General features: G+C 46.8%; 19 protein-coding genes and 1 riboswitch. Of the genes, 12 read left to right on the plus strand and 7 right to left on the minus strand.

Features of this window, described 5'->3' with window-relative positions:
- Both AS034_RS22875 and AS034_RS14050 read right to left on the minus strand, forming a co-directional pair.
- Positions 1 to 386, minus strand: a 386-nt coding sequence (locus tag AS034_RS22875; RefSeq protein WP_205629792.1) for a hypothetical protein, incomplete at its 3' end; no start/stop codon positions are given.
- A gap of 33 nt (positions 387 to 419) precedes the next feature.
- Positions 420 to 1532 (minus strand): hypothetical protein, encoded by a 1113-nt coding sequence (locus AS034_RS14050; protein ID WP_058298975.1) that lies wholly within the window; start codon positions 1530 to 1532, stop codon positions 420 to 422.
- A 465-nt stretch (positions 1533 to 1997) separates the two neighbouring features.
- Between AS034_RS14050 and AS034_RS22380 the strand changes: the two genes are divergently transcribed.
- The 11 genes from AS034_RS22380 to AS034_RS14105 all read left to right on the plus strand — a co-directional run bounded on the left by AS034_RS22380 (position 1998) and on the right by AS034_RS14105 (position 14054).
- Positions 1998 to 2126, plus strand: a complete 129-nt coding sequence (locus AS034_RS22380) for a YflJ family protein (RefSeq protein WP_064563362.1) — start codon at positions 1998 to 2000, stop codon at positions 2124 to 2126.
- A gap of 189 nt (positions 2127 to 2315) precedes the next feature.
- Positions 2316 to 2417, plus strand: a riboswitch (purine riboswitch).
- Positions 2418 to 2545: 128 nt separating this feature from the next.
- Positions 2546 to 3739, plus strand: a complete 1194-nt coding sequence (locus AS034_RS14055) for a NupC/NupG family nucleoside CNT transporter (protein ID WP_058298976.1) — start codon at positions 2546 to 2548, stop codon at positions 3737 to 3739.
- A gap of 129 nt (positions 3740 to 3868) precedes the next feature.
- The gene (locus AS034_RS14060) at positions 3869 to 4372 is read left to right on the plus strand and encodes an acyl-CoA thioesterase (RefSeq protein WP_032085621.1); all 504 of its coding nucleotides are present in this window, start codon (positions 3869 to 3871) and stop codon (positions 4370 to 4372) included.
- Between the two features lie 162 nt (positions 4373 to 4534).
- Positions 4535 to 5512, plus strand: a complete 978-nt coding sequence (locus tag AS034_RS14065) for a BMP family lipoprotein (RefSeq protein ID WP_032085620.1) — start codon at positions 4535 to 4537, stop codon at positions 5510 to 5512.
- Positions 5513 to 5536: 24 nt separating this feature from the next.
- Positions 5537 to 7195 carry a methyl-accepting chemotaxis protein gene (locus tag AS034_RS14070; RefSeq protein ID WP_058298977.1) on the plus strand — a complete coding sequence of 553 codons (1659 nt, stop codon included), beginning with the start codon at positions 5537 to 5539 and terminating at the stop codon, positions 7193 to 7195.
- 441 nt (positions 7196 to 7636) lie between these two features.
- Complete coding sequence (gene mreBH / locus AS034_RS14075) at positions 7637 to 8641, plus strand: rod-share determining protein MreBH (protein ID WP_058298978.1); 1005 nt, start codon at positions 7637 to 7639, stop codon at positions 8639 to 8641.
- A 517-nt stretch (positions 8642 to 9158) separates the two neighbouring features.
- Positions 9159 to 9731 carry an RNA polymerase sigma factor gene (locus tag AS034_RS14085; protein WP_058298980.1) on the plus strand — a complete coding sequence of 191 codons (573 nt, stop codon included), beginning with the start codon at positions 9159 to 9161 and terminating at the stop codon, positions 9729 to 9731.
- Positions 9728 to 10426: an anti-sigma factor gene (locus AS034_RS14090; protein ID WP_058298981.1), complete on the plus strand. Its 699-nt coding sequence runs from the start codon at positions 9728 to 9730 to the stop codon at positions 10424 to 10426. Before AS034_RS14085 ends, AS034_RS14090 begins: the two co-directional genes overlap by 4 nt.
- A gap of 324 nt (positions 10427 to 10750) precedes the next feature.
- Positions 10751 to 12097, plus strand: coding sequence for a hypothetical protein (locus AS034_RS14095; protein ID WP_058298982.1), 1347 nt, complete (start codon positions 10751 to 10753; stop codon positions 12095 to 12097).
- A gap of 110 nt (positions 12098 to 12207) precedes the next feature.
- Positions 12208 to 12852: a class F sortase gene (locus tag AS034_RS14100; protein WP_058298983.1), complete on the plus strand. Its 645-nt coding sequence runs from the start codon at positions 12208 to 12210 to the stop codon at positions 12850 to 12852.
- 179 nt (positions 12853 to 13031) lie between these two features.
- The gene (locus AS034_RS14105) at positions 13032 to 14054 is read left to right on the plus strand and encodes an STAS domain-containing protein (RefSeq protein ID WP_058298984.1); all 1023 of its coding nucleotides are present in this window, start codon (positions 13032 to 13034) and stop codon (positions 14052 to 14054) included.
- 98 nt (positions 14055 to 14152) lie between these two features.
- Here the strand turns inward: AS034_RS14105 and AS034_RS14110 are convergent, their stop codons facing one another.
- Both AS034_RS14110 and AS034_RS14115 read right to left on the minus strand, forming a co-directional pair.
- Positions 14153 to 14854 (minus strand): hypothetical protein, encoded by a 702-nt coding sequence (locus AS034_RS14110; protein WP_058298985.1) that lies wholly within the window; start codon positions 14852 to 14854, stop codon positions 14153 to 14155.
- Between the two features lie 13 nt (positions 14855 to 14867).
- Positions 14868 to 15977 carry a mandelate racemase/muconate lactonizing enzyme family protein gene (locus AS034_RS14115; protein WP_058298986.1) on the minus strand — a complete coding sequence of 370 codons (1110 nt, stop codon included), beginning with the start codon at positions 15975 to 15977 and terminating at the stop codon, positions 14868 to 14870.
- 87 nt (positions 15978 to 16064) lie between these two features.
- Between AS034_RS14115 and AS034_RS14120 the strand changes: the two genes are divergently transcribed.
- Positions 16065 to 17321: a hypothetical protein gene (locus tag AS034_RS14120; protein ID WP_058298987.1), complete on the plus strand. Its 1257-nt coding sequence runs from the start codon at positions 16065 to 16067 to the stop codon at positions 17319 to 17321.
- Positions 17322 to 17326: 5 nt separating this feature from the next.
- Here AS034_RS14120 and nhaC read toward each other — a convergent pair whose 3' ends face one another.
- The 3 genes from nhaC to AS034_RS14135 form a co-directional block, all read right to left on the minus strand.
- Positions 17327 to 18748, minus strand: coding sequence for a Na+/H+ antiporter NhaC (nhaC, locus tag AS034_RS14125; protein WP_058298988.1), 1422 nt, complete (start codon positions 18746 to 18748; stop codon positions 17327 to 17329).
- 132 nt (positions 18749 to 18880) lie between these two features.
- Entirely contained in the window at positions 18881 to 19975 is a 1095-nt protein-coding gene (locus tag AS034_RS14130) for an amidohydrolase (RefSeq protein WP_058299149.1), read from the minus strand.
- A gap of 82 nt (positions 19976 to 20057) precedes the next feature.
- The gene (locus tag AS034_RS14135) at positions 20058 to 20843 is read right to left on the minus strand and encodes a divergent polysaccharide deacetylase family protein (protein ID WP_058298989.1); all 786 of its coding nucleotides are present in this window, start codon (positions 20841 to 20843) and stop codon (positions 20058 to 20060) included.
- Between the last annotated feature and the right edge of the window lie 41 nt (positions 20844 to 20884).

Here is a 20884-nt window from a genome sequence, read left to right on the forward strand (position 1 = left end):
TTTTTCACGCCAGCTTCCGTTTCTGCATTCACTTCCGCTGATTCGTCTTCTCCTTCAACTGCTGCGTTCACACCTGATTCGGCTGCCGCACCATTTTCAGTAGAAACCGTGTCGTTTTCTTCCTCGACTCTTGTTTCGCTCATGACATCTGCGTCCGCGTCCGCGTCTGCGTTGACATCAGAATTCGACTCATCGTCCGATCCTCCAAGGTTTAGCCCTTCCAATAGACCATCTTCAGAATCAAGGATATTGATGCCTTCAACCAGCCCATTGTCACGATCCAGTAAAGAATCGTTGTCTGCCGCAAAACTTGTTTGACCTCCGAATGTTAATGCTGCTGCTAAACCACCAGTAAATGCTAATGTTCTAAATACGCTTTTTTTCATTTTAATATTCTCTCCTTTTAAAAGTTTTTAGGTTTATATACTTTGTAAAAGAAGAGAAGTTTGAGGTGGCTGCGACGGTGGTGCGTTTAACCATTGATCATAATATAGATTCTCCTTGCCATTGAATCCTGCCCGCTCAAGACTGAGATTGTCGGCCTCCTGTTCACGGACAACCTGCAGACTTCCTGCAGCGGCAGTCTGCCCCATTCCATTTGTGCTCGTAGAATGACCATTTGCCATATTGATTGACGAAGTGGTAAGTACAGGTTCGATCTGTTTATATGGGATTGGCGGGAAATCATTTTTTGATTCTTCTGCCTGTCCATCAACAGCACCTGTGTTCACTTGCTTTTCTTTAGGTGAAGCTGTATCAGTTGCTGCAGCTGTGATGGATTCCTCTATTTGTTTTGCTTTGTTCATTCTGGTTTCTGTGCTCAGTTCAGACGTTCCTTCATTTTCTTTATCTCCTTTATCAGGAGCGTCTGCTTCACTTTCTTGGCTTACAGGAACTTCTGGTGTACGCGATGAATCTTCAATCTCATCTGGATTCCCAGTTCCCACAATGACGGATGGTTCTTCTGAAACATCTGCTTCGATGATGCCGGTGTCAACTTTCACTCCGGGATCATCAACATCGACTTCTACCAGCGGTTCATCATCGGATAATGATTCCGTTACAGGTTTTGTCGTATCCTCTACCGTTTCTGTCACTGTCTCAGCAGTATCTTCGACTGTGCCGGTTACCGTTTTGGTTGTGTGTTCAACGGTATTCGTGACGGATTTTGTCGTTTCTTTCACCGTATCCGTTACAGGAGCCGCTGAATCCCCTGTCAATCGGGAAACCGGTTCAACAGACGTGTCCACGGTTCGGTTCACCGCATCACCTGCTTCGGAAACCGTTGTATCCACGGTATTTGTAACAGTTCCGGTCGTTTGATCAACCGTGTCCTTCACCGAATCAATTGTTGAAGAAAGGATATTTCCCTCTCCAGTCTTGTCCTTCTCCTCGTCAGGAGCAGGTGCCTCACCTTCTACTGATAACACTTCATCCGTAACCGTCGTAAGCAGTCCGCCTTCTGCTGAAGCAAATGAAGGAATACTTAGAATTCCCAGAAAAACTAAAGCACCAATTAATCGTTTATGCACGTCGTCTTGTCACCTCCTTCCAGTTTCTTATACCTAGTAGGGTATACGACTCTGTTATCCTTTGTCAATAAATATGACCTTTTAAAAACTTAGAGTGAAAAAACTCTTTTAGTATAATTGAACTACTTTCGGGGGTTTAATCACCCAATAATGATAAGCGAAGTTGAATGAAAGTCAGATAATTTCCTACTTAAAGCTCAATTTTAATTTCTGCTCTCAAACAACCATCTTCACTCTTTCACATAGCTAACGAAGGGAGTTTAAATTTGGATCACTCTTTTCATTAAAAAATTATTTTTCTCCAGAAAAATTTTCAGAAATGCCCGAATCCGAAAAATTCCGGATCACCCCTTTAAACGTAAAAACTCAGATGTTACAATGTACAACCGTAAGCAATCTTAATGTAACTCTCGACCCGAGTTAGTCGGAGATTCCAATCAATACTACGCAGAAAGGATGTTTCAGATGCATAGAGGAAGCAAAGGCTGGTACGTGGAAGAACTTAAAAAAGCAGGCGTTCGCCGCCACGAGGAACGCAAAGTTGAATCTTACAAAAAGCACGTTCTGGCAAACTTACTAGAACGTACAAAATAATAGAAAATGAGGGACGGGCCTTCACTTCTATGAACTGCTCATAGGAATGGTGGCCCGTCCCTTTTTTTGATTTACGTGGGAATTTTCTTAATTTAGTAGAATAAAAAGACTATTGTCATGTAAGCATTTACTTTTTAAAAAACCATTGTTGCGGGTTTCCAGGCTGTGTTACAGTAGACAACATATTTTAATCATTTCATACGAATTCCTTATATATCTATGGTGATATGGACCATAAGTCTCTACCTGGCAGCCGTAAAATGCCGGACTATAAGGAAAGTTGAATCACAGCTTTTTTACGTGTATGCAGACTTTCTTATAGTATAGAAGATTGTCTGTGTGCACGTTTTTTTATTCTTCCAGGAGGTCTGACATCAGATCTATAGGGATTCGTCATTTCATTCACTGGAGGTATTATGATGAATATACTACTCGGTTTCTTATCACTCGCAGGGGTCCTCTTCCTCGGCTGGCTGTGGAGCGGCAACCGCTCGGCAATCAAATGGAAGACGATCGGAATCGGCATTGCCCTTGAATTCCTTCTCGTGCTTTTCGTCCTGAAAGTTCCGTTCGGGCAGACCCTGCTGAAAAAGACGGCACTTGGTGTCCAGAAGGTCATCGATTACAGTAATGAAGGAATCATGTTTGTATTCGGCGGCTTTTTTGAAAAAGGCAGCAACATCACATTTGTATTTGCCATCAATGTGCTCGGGGCCATCATTTTCATTTCCGCCGTCATATCTGCCTTGTACTATTTACGCATCATCCCGTTTTTTGTAAAGTATATCGGCATCGTCCTGGGGAAAATCCTTGGCACGACGAAGGTCGAATCGTTCAATGCCATTGGGAATTCATTCCTTGGACTGGTCGAGGCACCGCTTCTGGTCAAGCCTTATCTGGCAAAATTGACGCGTTCGGAGCTGTTCGCCGTCATGGTCGGCGGGACCGCTTCTGCCAGCGGAGCGATTCTGATCGGTTATTCACTGATGGGGATCGATATGAAGTATCTGCTTCTATCTGTCTTCAGTGTACCCCTCGTCTCGCTCGTCATGGCCAAGGTCATGGAGCCTGAAACCGAGGAATCAAATACAAACGGAAACATCTCGCTCGGAAAAACCGGTCACACCAACATTTTCGAAGCCATTTCCGAAGGCGCGATCAGCGGTGTTCAGCTAGCCATCAATATCGGAGGGCTGCTGATTGCCTTTATCGGGATCCTTGCCCTTGTGAACGGGGTACTCGGTCTCGTCGATACGGACCTTTCCACGATATTCGGTTATGTTTTCTACCCTATCGCCCTATTGGTGGGAGTTCCGGCGGATGAAGCATTCCGCGCCGCATCCATCATCGGGACAAAGCTTTCCGTCAATGAATTTGTTGCGTATGATCAGCTTTCGGGCATGATTGATGAATTATCGCCAAAAACGGTCGCGATTCTATCCGTGGCACTTTGTAACTTTGCAAACCTTTCATCAATCGGTCAGTTGATTGTGGGACTTGGCTCCCTGGAACCTTCACAGCGTCCGACCGTGTCAAAACTGAGCTTAAAAGCGATTGCTGCAGGAACACTGGCTAGTTTCATCACAGCGATCATTGTCAGTATGTTCATCTGATTTTTTCACCTTGGGGCTCTTTATCGGCCGCTTTCTTAAAAAAATTCGCCTATCAGGTTTCTATTCTGCGTCTTTGGTGAATAGTAAAAGGTAGTGTACATTTATTTCTTGGACGGAAGGTGAAAGATGATGAGAGAGAAAAAATTCATGAAAGAAACTAAAACAAGCAAAACCACCCATGTGCTTCCGCCGGACACCAACCATCACGGTACCTTGTTCGGAGGGAAGCTGATGGCCTATATAGACGATGTGGCGTCCATCGCTGCCACGCGCCATGCACGCAAGCCGGTCGTCACTGCATCCACAGACTCGGTCGACTTTCTTCAGCCGATAAAAGTCGGGGATGCCGTTACACTTGAAGCGATGGTGACCTACACCGGCCGCAGTTCGATGGAGGTCGGAGTCAAAGTCACATCGGAAGTGCTGCTGACAGGCGAAACAAACGTAGCAGCCATTTCCTTCTTAACGTTTGTTGCCCTTGAGGACGGCAAGCCGGTCGTGATTCCGGAGGTCGTACCGGAAACGGAAGAAGAAAAATGGCTTAACGAAACGGCGAAGAATCGTGCAGAACACCGGAAAGCACGTAAAAAGCACAGCCAGGAGCTGGCTGAATTTTTCAGGAATGCCTATTAGTCTTTGCAGAGGTGCCCATATTGGGCATCTTTTTTTGTTGCGGGATTTTTCTAAATACTCCCACATTTCCCCTACCCCTAACATTCCTTCTCCTCTCTCCGATAATACAAAGGTACGGACAAGTACAATGTCTTATTCTTACAACTATACGGAGGTACTGTTTTGAAAAAATTCATATTGATATTACTGGTGATGATGCTTTCTGCAGCGGGCTGCTCGTCAGCTTCATCAGAGGAAAAACCGGATGAAAATATACAAACGATCGGGATTCTGCTCTCTGACACCGGTCTCGGCGATGGATCGTTCAACGATTCCGCGTTCCGCGGACTCGAACGGGCCAGGGACGAACTCGGAATCCTGTTTGATTACCGGGAAGCACCGGATGGGAATTTTGAGGAAGCATTGGAGGAACTTGTGGCCCAGGATCACGATTTGGTGATCGGGCTTGGCTTCTCCATCCAGGAAGCGCTGGAGAAGGTGGCGAAGGAACATCCGAAACAGCAGTTCTTGCTGATCGATGGATCTTCGGAGCTGGATAATATCATCTCGATTACATTTAAAGAGCAGGAAGGCAGTTTTCTTGTCGGGATGGTGGCGGCGATGAAATCGAAATCGAATAAACTGGGGTTCATCGGCGGTGCGGATGCCCCGGTTATCCACCGTTTTGAAAAGGGCTTTGAGCAGGGTGCGAAATATGTGAACCCATCGATCACTATTTTAAAGGACAATGCCAACAACTTTGGGGATGCAGCCCTTGGAAGCAGCATTGCTGAAAAACAGATAGAGCAGGGAGCGGACTTCATTTACCCTGCTGCCGGGTTTACCGGGGTCGGCTCGATTCAGGCTGCACAGAAGGCAGGGATTTATTCCGGAGGTGTCGACTCCGATCAATACTTCATTGCGGAAAAATCTGTGGTGACGTCCATGCTGAAAAAGATCGATAACGCTGTATTCAACCTCACTCAGCAATTAGTATCTGAAGGCAGTATTTCGGAGTCTTCATTTGAACTCGGCTTAAAAGAAGATGGGGTCGGTCTGGCCCCTGTCCGTATCACGGAATTGACAGACGAGGAAAGCAAAAAGATCAAAGAGGCGACTGACAAGATTATTTCAGGAGAAGTCAGTATCGAAACGAACTAATCCCAACTAAGGAGTTTATTTTACATGGCACTGAAAAAACGATTAATGATATTGGGGTTCATCCCCCTCATTCTTTCAACCATCATTATAGGATACGTCATTTCTAAATTGTTTTTCCTTCAAAGTTCGGCAAATGAAGACGTAAAGGTCCTCGTAGAAACGGAAAAACTTCGCGGTGACCTTATCGTTACTAAGCAGGCACTCGCCAATTATTCCGCCAACACATCTGCTGAAAATAAACTGATGGCGGAAACTATTTTGAAGGAAACCTCTTCACAGATTGACGATCTTCAAAGCATCCTCTCAGTTAAGGACCAGCAGGAGTCCTTGGACCTTGTGCAAACAAAGTTCAATGAGCTGCAGGAAGCTTCTGAAAAAGCACTGAAAGATGGGAACAAAGCGGAAGTTAAGCGGCAGTCCCTCCGAATCTCCGGGGCCCTTAATGATATGCATCTTTTAAATAAGCAGACATCCGACTGGTATCAAAACTTATTGAAAGAGAATGAGGAAAATATCACATTCATTGTATGGGCTACCCTTATCGGCTTCTTGACCGCCATCCTCTTGTCAGTCGGTGCGTCGATGATCCTGTCAAACCGGATTGTAAAACCTTTGAACTCGATGGTTCAAAATGCAGAAAGGATCGCAAGCGGGGATTTGACAGTTTCGTTTGAGGAAAGCCAAAAGAACGACAGTAAGTTTGAAGTCCATAAACTTCAATCAGCCTTTCAGCATATGGTGAAAAACCTGCGCAGTACGGTTCAGACCGTCAATGAAATCGGCACGGGCGTTGAACAATTCACAAGGGATGTTAAAGCGCAAATGGCCAATCTTTCAGAAAGCAGCAGCGGAGTCGCCGTCGCAACAGAAGAGCTGGCCAAAGGAAGCCAGGCGATTTCAGAGGATGTACAGTCAACTGCATCACTTATGGCCGTGATGGGAGAAGAATTCGCGGCCAATATGCGCGGGAGCCGGGAATCTTCAGCCAACAGCAAAGTGGCTCTCCAATCCGTGGAACACGGAAGGACATCGCTTTCCAAGCAAAAAGAATTTGCAGAATCCATCACGGATTCTTCCGCATCGATTGAACAATCAGTAGAGGCTTTCGCAAAGTATACCGGAGAAATCGAACAGGCTTCGCAATCTGTAAGAGAGATCGCTGAACAGACCAACCTCCTTGCCCTTAACGCAGCAATTGAAGCTGCACGTGCAGGGGACGCTGGAAAAGGTTTCGCCGTGGTAGCCCAGGAAGTTCGCAAGCTCGCCGAAGATTCTTCGGTCGCAACTGAAAGGATCGGAAACATGGTCGCAAGCATCAAAGAAGGCATCCATTCAATCATGGAAGCTTCCCGGAAAGGGAGCAGCCTTTCCAGCCGGCAAATGGAGTCGATGACCGTCACCGAAAGTGCTTTTGAAGAAATAGCAGGCAATGTCACTGCAATCTATGAAAAATTAAACGACCTGGAACAAGGCATGTCGGCTTCCAATGAGCGTACGGTCAATGTCATTTCAGCCGTGGAAAACATCTCTGCGATCACTGAAGAAACAGCAGCCGGCACCGAAGAAATCTACTCATCTGCAGAAGAACAGCTCCGCTACTTCGATCAGATGAACCAGCAGGTCTCCGAGTTGAACGCAATGACTGTTAAGATGAAACAGGAACTGGATAAATTCACATTATAAAGAATCTCTTCAAAAGAGACCGGGCCCGGGTCCGGTCTCTTACTTATGAACTGTCTGCTATTAATGAAATGCAACATACAGAGCTTTATCCCCACTCTGATCCTTCTAATATCTGATACTAATTTACTCAAGCCACAATGATTTTTTCATTATATTACCTATTCACACCCGGTATCACCTTCCTACTAGTCGTAATTGCACCCGCCGCATTGTTACAGGACGTTTAAATTTATTTAACGAGAGGCCGGGTGACCCGCTGCTCAAAATACATACCTAGGTATTTAAAAAGGCTCTGTACAGACCTTTAAGTCAAAACAATCTATGTCATACTTTGTAACATTGTGTCGGTGGTAAATATCTCCACCTACAAAAACGCCAAAAATCTCCTATACTATATAGAAGGTTATACTGTGTAGAATTCTTATAGTTGGAGGAATTTTGATGTTATCAAACTCTGAAATCGGGATCGATTTAGGAACCGCAAATATTCTAGTATATAGTAAAAATAAAGGAATCATTTTAAACGAACCTTCTGTAGTCGCCATCGACACAGAAACTAAAAACGTATTAGCTGTCGGCGTAGAAGCCAAAAGTATGATCGGGAAGACACCTGGTAAAATCGTAGCAGTTCGCCCGTTGAAGGACGGCGTCATCGCTGACTTTGATGTTACGACTGAAATGCTTAAGCAAGTGATGAAAAAAGCGAGTAAAAAACTTGGATTCTCCATCCGCAAGCCAAATGTTGTCGTATGTACTCCATCAGGCGCAACAAGTGTTGAACGCAGGGCGATCCAGGATGCTGTGCGCGGAAGCGGTGCAAAAACAGTCACTCTTATCGAGGAGCCTGTTGCAGCTGCGATCGGTGCTGACCTTCCGGTTGATGAGCCTGTCGCGAACGTAATCGTAGACATTGGCGGCGGAACGACTGAAGTAGCCATCATCTCTTACGGAGGCGTGGTATCCTGCAACACGATCCGCATCGGCGGGGACCAAATGGACGAAGACATCATCCAGCACGTACGCAAACGCTACAACCTGTTAATCGGGGAAAGAACGGCGGAAAACATCAAGATCGAAGTCGGACATGCGCTGATCGATCACGAAGAACGTACAATGGAAATCCGGGGACGCGACCTTGTGACCGGACTTCCGAAGACAATCTCACTAACGTCCTACGAAATCCAGAGTGCACTGAAGGAATCACTCCTTCACATCCTGGAAACGATCCGAGCGACACTTGAGAACTGCCCTCCTGAACTGAGCGGGGACATCGTGGACCGCGGTGTAATCCTGACAGGCGGAGGCTCACTCTTAAACGGACTTCAGGACTGGCTCAGCCATGAAATCGTCGTCCCTGTCCACCTTGCACCGAATCCATTGGAATCCGTGGCCATCGGTACAGGACGTTCACTTACAGTGATTCATAAGCTTCAGAAGGTAAGATAATGGCACTTTGCAGTTAAACGGACGGACTCCCGGTGGATCGGGTGTCCGTTTTTTTGTGGTGGATGTTTGGGTAGGGGCCGTTGGGTGTTTTCTGCATGCCTCGGTGCTGTTGAATCGGTTGCGAAATTTGTCGTTTCTTGAAGAATTGTCGGTATTCACTGTATTTTTGTTGGTAAACGCTGAATATTGTTGGTATCCGGCCAGTTTCGTCGGTAAATCCTGATTTTTGTCGGTAAATCCTGAAAATTGTTGGAAAACCTATTCTCGATGCCCTCCCCTCACTCCCAGTCACCACCATACTAAGCCAAGCCCCTCCCCTCAACTCCCCGCACCCCGCCAAACCACTATCCCCAAATTCCAAACCCCTGTTTTACCCTTCCCAAAACAAATTCAAACATAAAATGATCCAACTCCCTCATTTTTCCGTTAGCTATATAGAAGAGAGTTATTTTGAATTGAGTTAAAAGGGTTATTTTAGTATCCTTAATTTACTTATGTCATGTTTAAGGAGCGTATTATGCCACAAGAAATCAAGGATATTGATTTATATCGGAAAGTGGTCGAGGATCAGGATTCGTCTGCTCTCAGGCAGCTGTACCGAAAATATGAAAAATTGATTTATTCATTCACGTATAAAATGACTGACGACCGTGAGATTGCGGAAGAAGTCATTCAGGAGGTATTCCTGAAGCTTTGGAAGAAGCATGCCCCCTACGACAGCTCGAAGGGAAAGTTTTCGTCCTGGCTGTTGACGATGACCCGCAATACCTGTCTCGATGCCCTGCGAAGGCGCAAAAAGCATGAGTCGGTCGAGTATCTGGAACACGACTCCCTTAAGGAACAGGTCCAAAATGAAACACCCGCCGATATCATGGAATGGAAGGAAAAAGGAAATGCGATACGGGACTGCATCCGCACGCTCAAGGAAGATCAGCAGCGGATCGTCCACTTGTTTTATTTCAAGGGGCTGACGCAGCAGTCTATTTCGAAGAATACCGATACGCCGCTTGGTACGGTAAAAGGAAGGATAAGGCTGGCACTGAAACATCTGCACAGCTGTCTAAAAGGGAAAGGAGGGCAAATGGAATGACTCGCCATTGTGATCACTTACTCGATTATTACAACCAGCACTTGAATGAGTCTGACAAAGACGTGTTCGAGAAGCATCTGGAGAACTGTTCAGAATGCCGGGAAGCCTTAAGCGAGCTGTACCAGCTGAATGAGTTCCTCCCCTATGCATCCGAGCCCATCGACCCTCCGAAAGGATTGGAAGAGCGGGTTTTTGCCAATATAAAAGAAAACGTTACTCCTTTCAGAAAAGAAAAGCCGCAGAGACGCTGGCTCTTCCCTTCTGCAGCAGCTGTGCTCGCCCTGTCGTTACTTGGCAACGCCTATCTGTTCACGCAGGTTCAAAAAGAGAAGGAAATCGAGGAACAGGCCGTAATCGATCAGGTTACCCAATATGTCGAACTCGCTGCGGTTACAGGAAACGCAAAAGGTACAGCAAGTATCATCAAGCAGGGTGAACAATCAAGCCTTGTCGTGCAGGCTTCTCAGCTGAAAGACCTGACGAATGAAGAAGTGTACCAGGTGTGGCTCATCAAAGATGAAAAGCCTCAGCGCGCAGGTACATTTGTGACCGGACAGGACGGAAAAGGATCAGTCATCTTTAAGATGAATGAAGAATTCGCAAGGGAAGACTGGGATACTGTCGCCATCACCCTGGAACCTGATGCAAACAGTCAGCTTCCGGAGGGGGATATCGTTCTCGCCTCTGAAATATAAATACAATTGAATTCAGTCTTCAAAAAAACTCAGGTACCTTGCTGCCTGAGTTTTTTTATTCATTACATAAACTGCAGCCGATGTGCTCTTAAAAGTTTAGGACGTTATTCCCGGCGGTAAAAACACGTATACGACAAAAGACCCATTAGATATACAGAAACTTGTTTTGAGAAGCTACATGAGCATACAGGTGCTTTTCTTTTTTCAAACCTCTGCTTTTAGTCCTTTAAACAATGATAAAACTTTTTTTCAAAAAAAGTGATCCAACCCTAAACTTCTGTCGTTAGCTTTATGAAAATACAAAACAAAAGGAGAGATTACCCTATGAAATTCAAAAAAAGTTATTTGGCAGTACCACTGAGCATGTCATTGTTGATCCCGGCGGCAGGAACAGTATCTGCACACAATGGTGAAGATCACTCACCGATGGCAGTTACACCTGCTTCAGATTTAAGAACGACACTGCAGCATTACTTGAGTGAGCACGCATACCTGGCAGTAGAAGCCATGAGAAGGGGCGCTGAAGGCTCCGAAGACTTTGACGCGGCGGCAAATGCCTTGAATGCCAACACGGAAGATTTAACGGCTGCCATCACTTCCGTGTACGGTGAAGAAGCCGGGAATCAGTTCAATGAAATGTGGTCCAACCATATCGGGTTCTTCGTCGATTATGTAAAAGCGACCGGGGCAAACGACCAGGCAGCAAAAGACGAAGCCCTGAAGAAGCTGGATAATTATCGCGCTGATTTCTCTAAATTCCTTGAAACAGCCACCGGCGAACGCCTTGAGTCAGACGGACTGGCAGAAGGTCTGCAGATGCACGTGAATCAGCTGATCGGGGCGTTTGACAGTTATGTGGCAGGAGATTATGAAAAAGCTTACGAATACGAGCGCGAAGCCATCAATCATATGCATATGGTCGCAAAAGGGTTATCCAGTGCCATCACCGATCAATACCCTGATAAATTCGAGAACACGATGGCCGTAACACCGGCAGCCGATTTAAGGGCAACACTTAACCACTTGCTGACAGAACATGCCGCTCTTGCCACAATGGCGATGCAAAACGGAATCGACGGTTCAGAGGACTTCGAAGCTTCCGTCAATGCACTGAATGCCAATACTGAAGACTTATCCGCAGCGATTGCTTCAGTATATGGTGAAGAAGCTGGAAATCAGTTCAAGGAAATGTGGTCCAACCATATTGGATTCTTTGTTGATTATGTAAAAGCAACGGGTGCTGAAGATGAAGCAGCGAAAAAGGAAGCCCTTCAGAAACTTGATAATTACCGCGCAGACTTCTCTAAATTCCTTGAAACAGCCACTGACGGACGTTTGAAATCAGATGCATTGGCTGAAGGTCTGCAGATGCACGTGGATCAGTTAATCGGTGCATTCGACAGCTACGCTGCAGGAGAATATGAAAAATCTTTCGAGGACATCCGCATGGCTTATGAGCATATGCTGAATCCTGCAAAGGGACTTTCTTCCGCGATTGTCGATCAATATCCTGACAAATTCGCCCAGGACATGCCTTCCCAGATGCCGAATACCGGAATGGGCGGTACGGCTGATGCAGAAGAATTCCCGCTTGAATACCTGCTTGCTGCACTGATGGCGATCGCAGGCGGATCTGTACTTGCACTGAAGAAATTCGCAGCAAATAAATAATCCGTGATTGAATATCCCAGCGGCACAATAACAAAATCATAACAAAGCAAAAGGGACAGCCCCCTGCAAGGTCTGTCCCTCTTTTGTGAAGATGAAAGGAGTGGCTTCACATGTTTTATACTATGAGGACTGCCTTCCTTGTGCTTGTACTAATGACTATTTCTGCTTGCAGTTCAGAAATGGGCGCGACCTCAAACGTGGAACCGGCTGAAAAACCCGCCAGGCAGATGGAAACAACACAGCAGACCATGGCCAGTACAACCACCACCTCTTCCCCTTACGCCGAATCGATCATCAAGGACGAAAGAACGGGAATTATCCCCTCCTCTCTTGAAATACCGGCAATCGGCCTGAAAGCCGATATTGAATCCGTCGGTCTGAAGGAAAATGGGGAGATGGCTGTCACCGAAAGTTTCGATACGACCGGGTGGTTTGACAAGGGCTACAAACCGGGTGAACCCGGCAATGCCGTCATCGGCGGCCATGTCGACAGCAGGAACGGCCCCGCCGTTTTTTATGAATTGGATAAGCTTACAGAAGGCGATGAGGTCAAAGTCACAAGTAAGTCTGGTGACACAAGGACCTTTGTCGTCACTGGTAAAAAAGAATACCCGTGGGATGATGCCCCGCTGAAAACCATCTTCGGCTATACCCACAGGAGCTCATTGAACCTGATCACCTGCACAGGAGACTTCGACCGTTCAGCAAGGAACTACAGTAAACGGCTGGTCATCTATACAGAACTGAAAACATGAAACCCGACCCTAATGGCCGGGTTTTTATTTATTTCATTCTCTTTTTTCCAGCAAAGCGTGCCGATTTACTCGATCGATAGATATTCGTATAATTAAATTGATAAATAAAAAACTTTATAATCCCCTTTTTTAGGGTATAGGTAACTATCAACTTATTAGTTTTATGGAGGCTGTTGTTTATGACGACGTATGATGTGAATGTCAACGGATCTATTTTTGACTGGAATCTGGAGAATGGAGACTTCCATTTTGAGAATGATGAAGTCGTTATGTTTTGGGTGAATACAGCTTTTAAAACGCTGTTTGATTCCATTGAAGAAATCGCAGGGGAAAAGGAATCAGAACTCGTCCTTGAAACAGCAGGATACAGAACTGGAAAGATTGTGAGTCAATTTTATATGGACACGATCGGAAATACGGATGAAATCTTGACAAAGCTTCCCAATACATATGTGACAGCCGGATGGGGAATCACTGATGTCGTCTACTACTCTATTAAAGAAAAGAAAGCCGTGATCACCGTCAAAAATGGCTGGGAACTCAAAGTCAAACTTGCCCAGAAAAAGACCGGTGAGGGGAAATTTCTCCCCGGACACTGGGCAGGCGTATTTTCCGGCTTGTTCGATGCAAATGTATGGTACAAGGTTGAGAAGAGCCAGATAGGGGGAGACGAATACAGTCAGTATGAGTTTTTCCCTTCTGATATCACACCGACCCTGAATGTTCAAAGTTTATTCGATGAACAGACAAGAAAGGTACGCGCTGAATTGGAGCAGCTCACGGAACAGCGGACCCAGGTGCTGTCCGATATCATCAAAGAAATTTCCTCTCCGATCATCCCGGTGATGGACTCGATTCTGGTAGTACCATTGGTCGGGCCGTATGATGAATTGAGGGGAGAGGAATTATTGAACCGGACATTGCTGAATCTTCCTCATTACAATGCTCACTATTTAGTGCTCGACCTGACCAGCCTGTCTGGGTTCGACGACTACACGCTTGACTTCATCCGTAAGTTTGTCGGATCTGCCAGCCTTCTGGGAACCAAATGTCTCCTCGTTGGAATATCGGCTGAACTCAGTATGAAGATCGTTCAGTCCGGACATACAGTGGCAAGCATCCCTTGTTTCACCATCTTACAGCAGGGAATCAAGTACGCACTGGAGCAGCAGGGCCTGGAAATCACACAAAAAAAATCGTAGACAAGAAAAGCCGGGCTCACTTTGACCCGGCTTTTTTGCTGATTTTATAAAAGGATGGAATCGTACTTCCCTTCTAAATCCCCGGGGTCAATTTAATGTTACCTTTTCACGTACACCACCACGTACCCGCCTTTCTCTTCCTCCATCGAAATACCGCGCCATCCTTCACCAAGTAATGCCTGCTGCCCTGCTGTATCCTCCATGGGTACTCTCTCAAGCTCGTAAATTTCCCCTCTTGTACCCCTGCCGTCCAACCGCTTGATGAAAATATAACGCAGCTGGCCGGCATATTTAATCTTAAGGGCGGCGATTTCCATCCCCTGGCTGAATTTATCTTTCAAACTGGGAATGTTGAATGGAGCGACCGTGCAGGCAGCGTAAGTAAAGCTACATTCCAGACTCCCCAGTTCTTCCATGATCAAATGGGCAAGGGTCTGCTGCAGACGGTTGCCCCTGTAATCAGGGTGTACAGTTGAGATTTCCTGATAAATCACATCCTCCAGTTCTTCTTCAGGCAGTCCCGCATCCAGTCCGAGATGTTCTTCATCAATCGGCGGGATTAATAACGCGCGGAATGCGATCAATCTATACTCTGTAAAAGCACCGATCATGAGGCCGTTTCCATCCAAAATATATCCGAGCTCTTCGTACGTGAGGGGCTGTAAGATCGATTTTTCCTTCAGGCCCAGTACTACCAGTTCCTGCAGTTCCTGAAGCTGATCAATATCCTCTTTATTCAGCAGCCGGACAGTATAGGATTCTTTGTTCTTCTCAAGAAAACCTTGAAATAGATACTCCATGTATTCATGCTCCTTACTCTATGAAACTTTTAAACCCGGTCAATTCTTCAAGGATCCCTTTGTCCACTTCCACGCCGAGACCAGCCTTTTCCGTCAGACGGATGTAAGGGACATCATATTTCAGATCGCCGACATCCTTTGAGAATTTAATCGGTCCCGTCAATTCTACACTAGTGATGACCTTTTTTGAAAAGGCAACATGATAACCTGCAGCCGACGCGATCGATGACTCGACCATCGAGCCGACCTGGCATTCCATCCCTGCCATTTCCGCCATATGTGCGAGCTTGACTGCAGGATAGATGCCCCCGCTTTTCATTAGCTTGATATTCACTTTATCCGCAGCCTGTTTTGCAATGATTTCACGCATTTCACGTATGCCTTTAAGGCCTTCATCGATCATGAGCGGAATATCCGTCATCGATTTGATCCGGACCATCCCATCCACATCGTCCGCAGAAACGGGCTGCTCCAGCCAGTCGATGTTCAATTCCTTAAGGTGGCACAGGGCCCTCAACGTTTGGCTGCTGTTCTTCCACCCCTGGTTCACGTCCACCCTTATCGGGACTTCCATCCCGATCCGCTCACGTACTTTTTTGATTCGTTCGATATCCATTCCGATTTCAGTCCCGACTTTCATCTTAAATGACTGAAATCCTTCCCCGATCATCCTGGCCGCTTCTTCTGCCATCCGGTCAGGTTCTGTTATGCTCAGGACATGGGTCAGCTGGAATTCTTCATGATACCGTCCTCCGAGCAGCTGATAGACGGGCTGCTTCACTTTTTTCCCAAGAACATCATAACAGGCGATATCAACCGCTGCTTTTGCTGCCGGACATTGATAAACGGTCAGGTCCATCATCTCATGAATCTTTTCAATGTTAAAAGGACTCATACCGATTAGCTTAGGGGCCAGAGTATGCTTCAATAGCTGATATGTGCTTTCCCACGTTTCCCCCGTTACATGCTCGTCCGCTACCGCTTCCCCGTATCCGATGATGCCTTCATCCGTTTCCATCTCAAGGATGATGGAAGGCATATCCTCATATGTATGATAGCTGATGATGAATGGCTGTTTCAGTGGCAGCCGGATGGCGTAAAGATTAATTTTTTTAATGATCATCCTAAAACACTCCTTTGTATCTGACAAATGTCTTGTAAGATTGATATAATGTCGTTATATAGTCGTTAATCTGGAAAGGAGATCCTCATGAATACGAAAATCGCCTTGATCGGCTCCAGGGATTTCACTGAACACGTCCAGGCTTCCATCGCCCCCCGCCTGAACGGAATCGACCTGATCCCCTACATATACTCCGAGCCGCAGGAAGCAGAGAAGCTGATTTCAACAATCGTGCCCTGTGATGCCGTTTTATTTTCCGGGGCACTGCCATATTTTTTTACAAAAGAAGCATGCAAAGAGTTAACGGTCCCCGTCCTGTATCTTGAACAGGATGAGACGGCTCTCATCACATCGCTGTTCCATATCCTTCAGCATCATGAAATCAAACCTGAACACGTATCCATCGATTTGATGGACACTGCCTTTGTCGATCACATCATGACAGACCTGCACCTTCAGAACCCTCCCCAATACGTGATGGATTATAAAAGCAGCCTTCCTCACAACTTCAGCATCAACGAGTATGCCACCTTTCACCAGCGTTTATTCCAAGAGGGAAAAACCAGATTTGCCTTAACGAGCATCCACAGTGTTTATGACAGACTCATCCAACTGAATATCCCATGCATGAGGATGATCGATCCTGCTAAATCATTGATGCGGACAATCAATGAAGCCCGTTCTCAAGCCCTTCTTTCTAAAAGAAAAGCATCCACGATTGCCGCGGTGCGTCTTATTGTTCAGGAAAAAAACAGCGATCTTCAAAAACTTGTTCATCTGATGGAAGGCACCCTTCAAAAAAAGGACGGTGATTCCGCCTATACCGTCTTCAGCAACAGGGGAAGCATTGAAAACCTCCTGGAAACTGCAGAATTCCATTCCTTCTTCCAGCTTGACCAGCCCGTCCTGGCCGGTTTTGGGTATGGACACACGGCTGCTCAGGCTGAGGAGAATGCAGAGACCGCCCTTTCATTTGCATCGAAGTATGATACTGAGAGCTGTGCTTTTATCGTGAATGAGGACAAAGAACTTTCAGGTCCTTATCCTGATAAAAACAAGAAACAGCAGCTGAAATATAATCATCCAGACATGCTGTCACTTGCCAAGCAATTAAAATTGAGTCCTGCAAACCTCTCTAAGATCATGCAATTCTATAAGAATCGTACATTCCGGGATTTTACCGCCGCTGAACTCTCCGATTATATGCAAATCTCCAGGCGTTCTGCGGAACGGATCTTAAAGAAGCTGATCGACAACGGTTCTGCCAGAATCACAGGAGAGGAAATGACCTATGCTCAGGGGCGGCCCCGTGCTGTATATGAGCTGTCCTTTCCCATGTACTGACGGAATCAGGAGGATAACGTGGTCTCTTCCTCTTCCGCTGCTGCTTTCATCTCGGTTTCACTCAGCTTCTCAATCGTGAAGCCCGTGAATGCGTAGATGATGGAGATGACCGGCACAATGAAATTCAACACGGCATAAGGGGCATAATCAAAGGCATGGACCCCGAGTGTCCCTAAAATGAACACACCGCATGTATTCCAGGGAATGAAGACTGACGTCAGTGTCCCGCCGTCTTCCAGGGCGCGGGACAGATTCTTTGAATGCAGCCCCTTTTCCTTATACGCATTCGCATACATCCTCGAAGGCACCACCACCGAAATATACTGTTCCGAGCAGGAAGCATTCGTGGCAAAGCAGGAAACGACCGTCGAAGCAACCAGTCCTTTGGCCGTCTTCGTCACTTTCAGGATCTGATTGACGATGGCACGCAGCATGCCGGTATGTTCCAGTATCCCTCCGAACGTCATCGCCACGATCGTCATCGATACCGTATACATCATTGAATCAAGTCCGCCGCGTGAAAATAAATCATCCACCATTGTATTACCCGTCTCGATTACATATCCGCTTTGGAGGGCGGAGACAGCCTCTGCGAACGAATCATGCTGAATGAATACCTGGGCGCAGAATCCAAGAATGATACCCACGATCAACGCCGGAATGGCCGGAACCTTCTTGGCAACGAGCACGATGACGAGAAGCGGCACAATCAGCAGAAAAGGCGAAACGACGAAACTGTCCTGCAGGACGCCGATCGTTTTTTCAATATCGGCCGTGTCGACCCCGTTCTTTCCGAAGTTCCTTCCCAGATATGCATAGACACCGAGGGCAATCACAAAGCCCGGTATCGTTGTGTAAAGCATATGTCTGATATGTACAAAAAGATCTGTATTGGTGAGTCCCGAAGCCAGGTTGGTCGTATCAGAGAGCGGTGACATTTTATCCCCGAAATAAGCACCTGAGATAATCGCACCGGCAATCATCGGTGCCGGGATCCCCATACTCATCCCGATTCCCATCCCCGCAACACCGATTGTCCCCATCGTAGACCAGGAACTTCCGATCGCAAGGGATACGACAGCACAAATCACTGCGATCGACAGGAGAAAAAGAGATGGAGTGATCATTTTCAGGCCGTAGTAAATCATCGTTGCGACAATTCCTCCGCCTATCCAGGCCCCTATGGTGAGTCCCACCAGCATGATGATGACGACTGCCGGAAGCGCCAGGCGGATCCCTTTATACATCGATTCCTCGATATCCTTCCACTTGAAGCCTGCAAACCAGGCTACGAGCGCAGCCGTAGTCGTCCCGATGATCAGCGGGATATGAGGCCCCTGTTCCAGCACGACAATCGTAATGGCCATCACCGTGATCATCACAAGCAGCGGTATGACCGCGAGCCAGAATGGCATTTCTTTTTTCATGAAAATTCCCCCTTGAAATCCTTAGTTGTTTTTTGACTATTTTAAATTGTCGTTAAATAGTCGCTATATAAGTATGATAAGGGGACTCCAAGAATCAGTCAATCAGATTATGGTACCGTTTACACGAAAACCTTATGCTTTTTTTAGCGCCTCTGCGACTATTTTGGCTGCCCGGTCAAGGACAGAGACATTGAACGTCATATCCGGGTGATGCAGTCCAGGCATCAAATCCGCTCCAACCCCAATCATGGCTGCCTTCACTTCCGGGTGCCTGATCGTGTAAAAATGAAAATCATCACTTCCGGAAGTGATGACCGCCGGAGCCAATGCTTCTTCTCCTGCTATCGCTGTGATCGCTTCCTTCGCAATCATTTCAGCTTCCTCCGACACCTCCGCCCCCGGCGTATAATCCGTCCATTCATACTGAATGCGCACTCCATGAAGCTGTTCAATTCCCTTCACCCCATCTTCCAGCCGGCGCTGTATGTCTTCAAGCACCTCATTTTTCTGGGCGCGGACATCGACTGCAAACCTGGCACTGCCAGGGATGATGTTCAGGTTCTCCCCTCCCGCTTCAATCTTCGTCAGTTTTGCGGAATAAGCTTCAAACGGGGACAGATAGACTGTTTTTAAAAAGGAATGGATTCCCATAAGAGCATCGATTGCATTTTTCCCCTGGTGCGGCCTTGCCCCATGCGCATCCACCCCTGTGATCTTCCCTTCCATAAAAATGCCGGCTCCATGATGGATCGAAGGGCAGAAATACCCGTGGCCCAATTCTTCCTGAGGCCGCAAATGAACGCCGAACAAATAATCAACATCTTCAAGGGCACCCTTTTCGACCATTGTGAGCGATCCATTTCCCTTTTCCTCAGCCGGCTGAAAAATGAACCGGATCCGCTTATCTTTCGGCGGATCTTCAAGGGTATAGAGCAGCGCACCTAGCACCATGGATATATTCGCGTCGTGGCCGCAGGAGTGATTCGCCTTCATCTCACCGTCCACTTCCTGCCAAAGCGCATCGATATCCGCCCGTACAGCCGTCACTTTCCCTCCTTCTCCAATCTCCGCGATCAGCCCGGTCACATTCGTGAACCTCCTGTATTTCACATTCAGGCCATCGAGAATTTCTGCAATCTTATCCGTCGTCTCATATTCCTTCCAGCTCACTTCAGGATGAGTGTGAAAATGGTTGAACCATTCCAGGATTTGTTTTTCATTTTTCATATACACATTCTCCTTCTTCCCTTTTTCTCTATGTATTCTAAAGAGTGACATGAAAATCCTCCTTACAAAAAAAGCACACCCCTCAAGGCATGCTTTCATCAATCAAATGATATTCGGGTATCAAATCAGACAGGGGGACAATCGACGCTTTCTTTTCATAAAGCGGTATGAATTCCTTCAGCATCACAGCAACCTTCATCCCGGTCACCCCAACATGGCCAATCGCAATCGTGCTCTCACTTTCATCCAGTTCATGAGATAGGTGTTTCGCCTGCTTCCCGATATGCTGAAGCGTATAGACATCATCGAAGAACAGCTTATTCTCTAGATAAGGCACTTCCAGTTCACGGGCAAGCTTCGGAATGACACTCTTTCCCGTCGTTTTACTGTCCAGATAGAAGAGCCCCCTCTCCTTGCATACCTCGAGCACGATCCTCATCACCCGATCATCGGCTGTTGCCTTCGATCCCATATGATGATTGACGCCGACCGCATATGGTACATCGTCAATCGCTTTTTCCACTCTACTCCTGATCTCTTCATTTGACAATGAGGTGAGGATGGCTCCCGGGCCAAGCCAGCTTGCTTTGCCGGATACCGGCTCCATCGGGAGGTGAACGATCACCTCATGCCCAAATCTGCGGGCATTCTCCGCATCCGCTTTCGTTGACGGCAAAAACGGCATGATCGCGAGCGTCAGCGTCACAGGCAGATGGAGGATTTCCTCGGTCCCTTTCATATCATTTCCCAAGTCGTCGATCACAATGGCCAGTTCCTTTTGATGGGCCGGCAACGGCAGGATATTTCTCGCACCCGCTGTACCCTGGATCAGCAGCACGGCTGTCAAAAAGACGAACAAGCTTCGCATCCTTCATCACTCCTTCCCCATTAAGGTGTCCAATAAGAAAG

Source organism: [Bacillus] enclensis (assembly GCF_001456935.1).
Classification (GTDB): Bacteria; Bacillota; Bacilli; order Bacillales; family Bacillaceae_B; genus Rossellomorea; species Rossellomorea enclensis.

Excerpts from the sequence above, each read along its gene's own strand:
- AS034_RS14120 (WP_058298987.1), top strand. The coding sequence starts at position 16,065 with ATGAATACGAAAATCGCCTTGATCGGCTCCAGGGATTTCACTGAACAC.
- AS034_RS14055 (WP_058298976.1), top strand. The coding sequence starts at position 2,546 with ATGAATATACTACTCGGTTTCTTATCACTCGCAGGGGTCCTCTTCCTC.
- AS034_RS22380 (WP_064563362.1), top strand. The coding sequence starts at position 1,998 with ATGCATAGAGGAAGCAAAGGCTGGTACGTGGAAGAACTTAAAAAAGCA.
- AS034_RS14085 (WP_058298980.1), top strand. The coding sequence starts at position 9,159 with ATGCCACAAGAAATCAAGGATATTGATTTATATCGGAAAGTGGTCGAG.
- AS034_RS14115 (WP_058298986.1), bottom strand. The coding sequence starts at position 15,977 with ATGATCATTAAAAAAATTAATCTTTACGCCATCCGGCTGCCACTGAAA.
- mreBH (WP_058298978.1), top strand. The coding sequence starts at position 7,637 with ATGTTATCAAACTCTGAAATCGGGATCGATTTAGGAACCGCAAATATT.
- AS034_RS14135 (WP_058298989.1), bottom strand. The coding sequence starts at position 20,843 with ATGCGAAGCTTGTTCGTCTTTTTGACAGCCGTGCTGCTGATCCAGGGT.
- AS034_RS14110 (WP_058298985.1), bottom strand. The coding sequence starts at position 14,854 with ATGGAGTATCTATTTCAAGGTTTTCTTGAGAAGAACAAAGAATCCTAT.
- AS034_RS14090 (WP_058298981.1), top strand. The coding sequence starts at position 9,728 with ATGACTCGCCATTGTGATCACTTACTCGATTATTACAACCAGCACTTG.
- nhaC (WP_058298988.1), bottom strand. The coding sequence starts at position 18,748 with ATGAAAAAAGAAATGCCATTCTGGCTCGCGGTCATACCGCTGCTTGTG.
- AS034_RS14105 (WP_058298984.1), top strand. The coding sequence starts at position 13,032 with ATGACGACGTATGATGTGAATGTCAACGGATCTATTTTTGACTGGAAT.
- AS034_RS14100 (WP_058298983.1), top strand. The coding sequence starts at position 12,208 with ATGTTTTATACTATGAGGACTGCCTTCCTTGTGCTTGTACTAATGACT.
- AS034_RS14130 (WP_058299149.1), bottom strand. The coding sequence starts at position 19,975 with ATGAAAAATGAAAAACAAATCCTGGAATGGTTCAACCATTTTCACACT.
- AS034_RS14070 (WP_058298977.1), top strand. The coding sequence starts at position 5,537 with ATGGCACTGAAAAAACGATTAATGATATTGGGGTTCATCCCCCTCATT.
- AS034_RS14095 (WP_058298982.1), top strand. The coding sequence starts at position 10,751 with ATGAAATTCAAAAAAAGTTATTTGGCAGTACCACTGAGCATGTCATTG.
- AS034_RS14060 (WP_032085621.1), top strand. The coding sequence starts at position 3,869 with ATGAGAGAGAAAAAATTCATGAAAGAAACTAAAACAAGCAAAACCACC.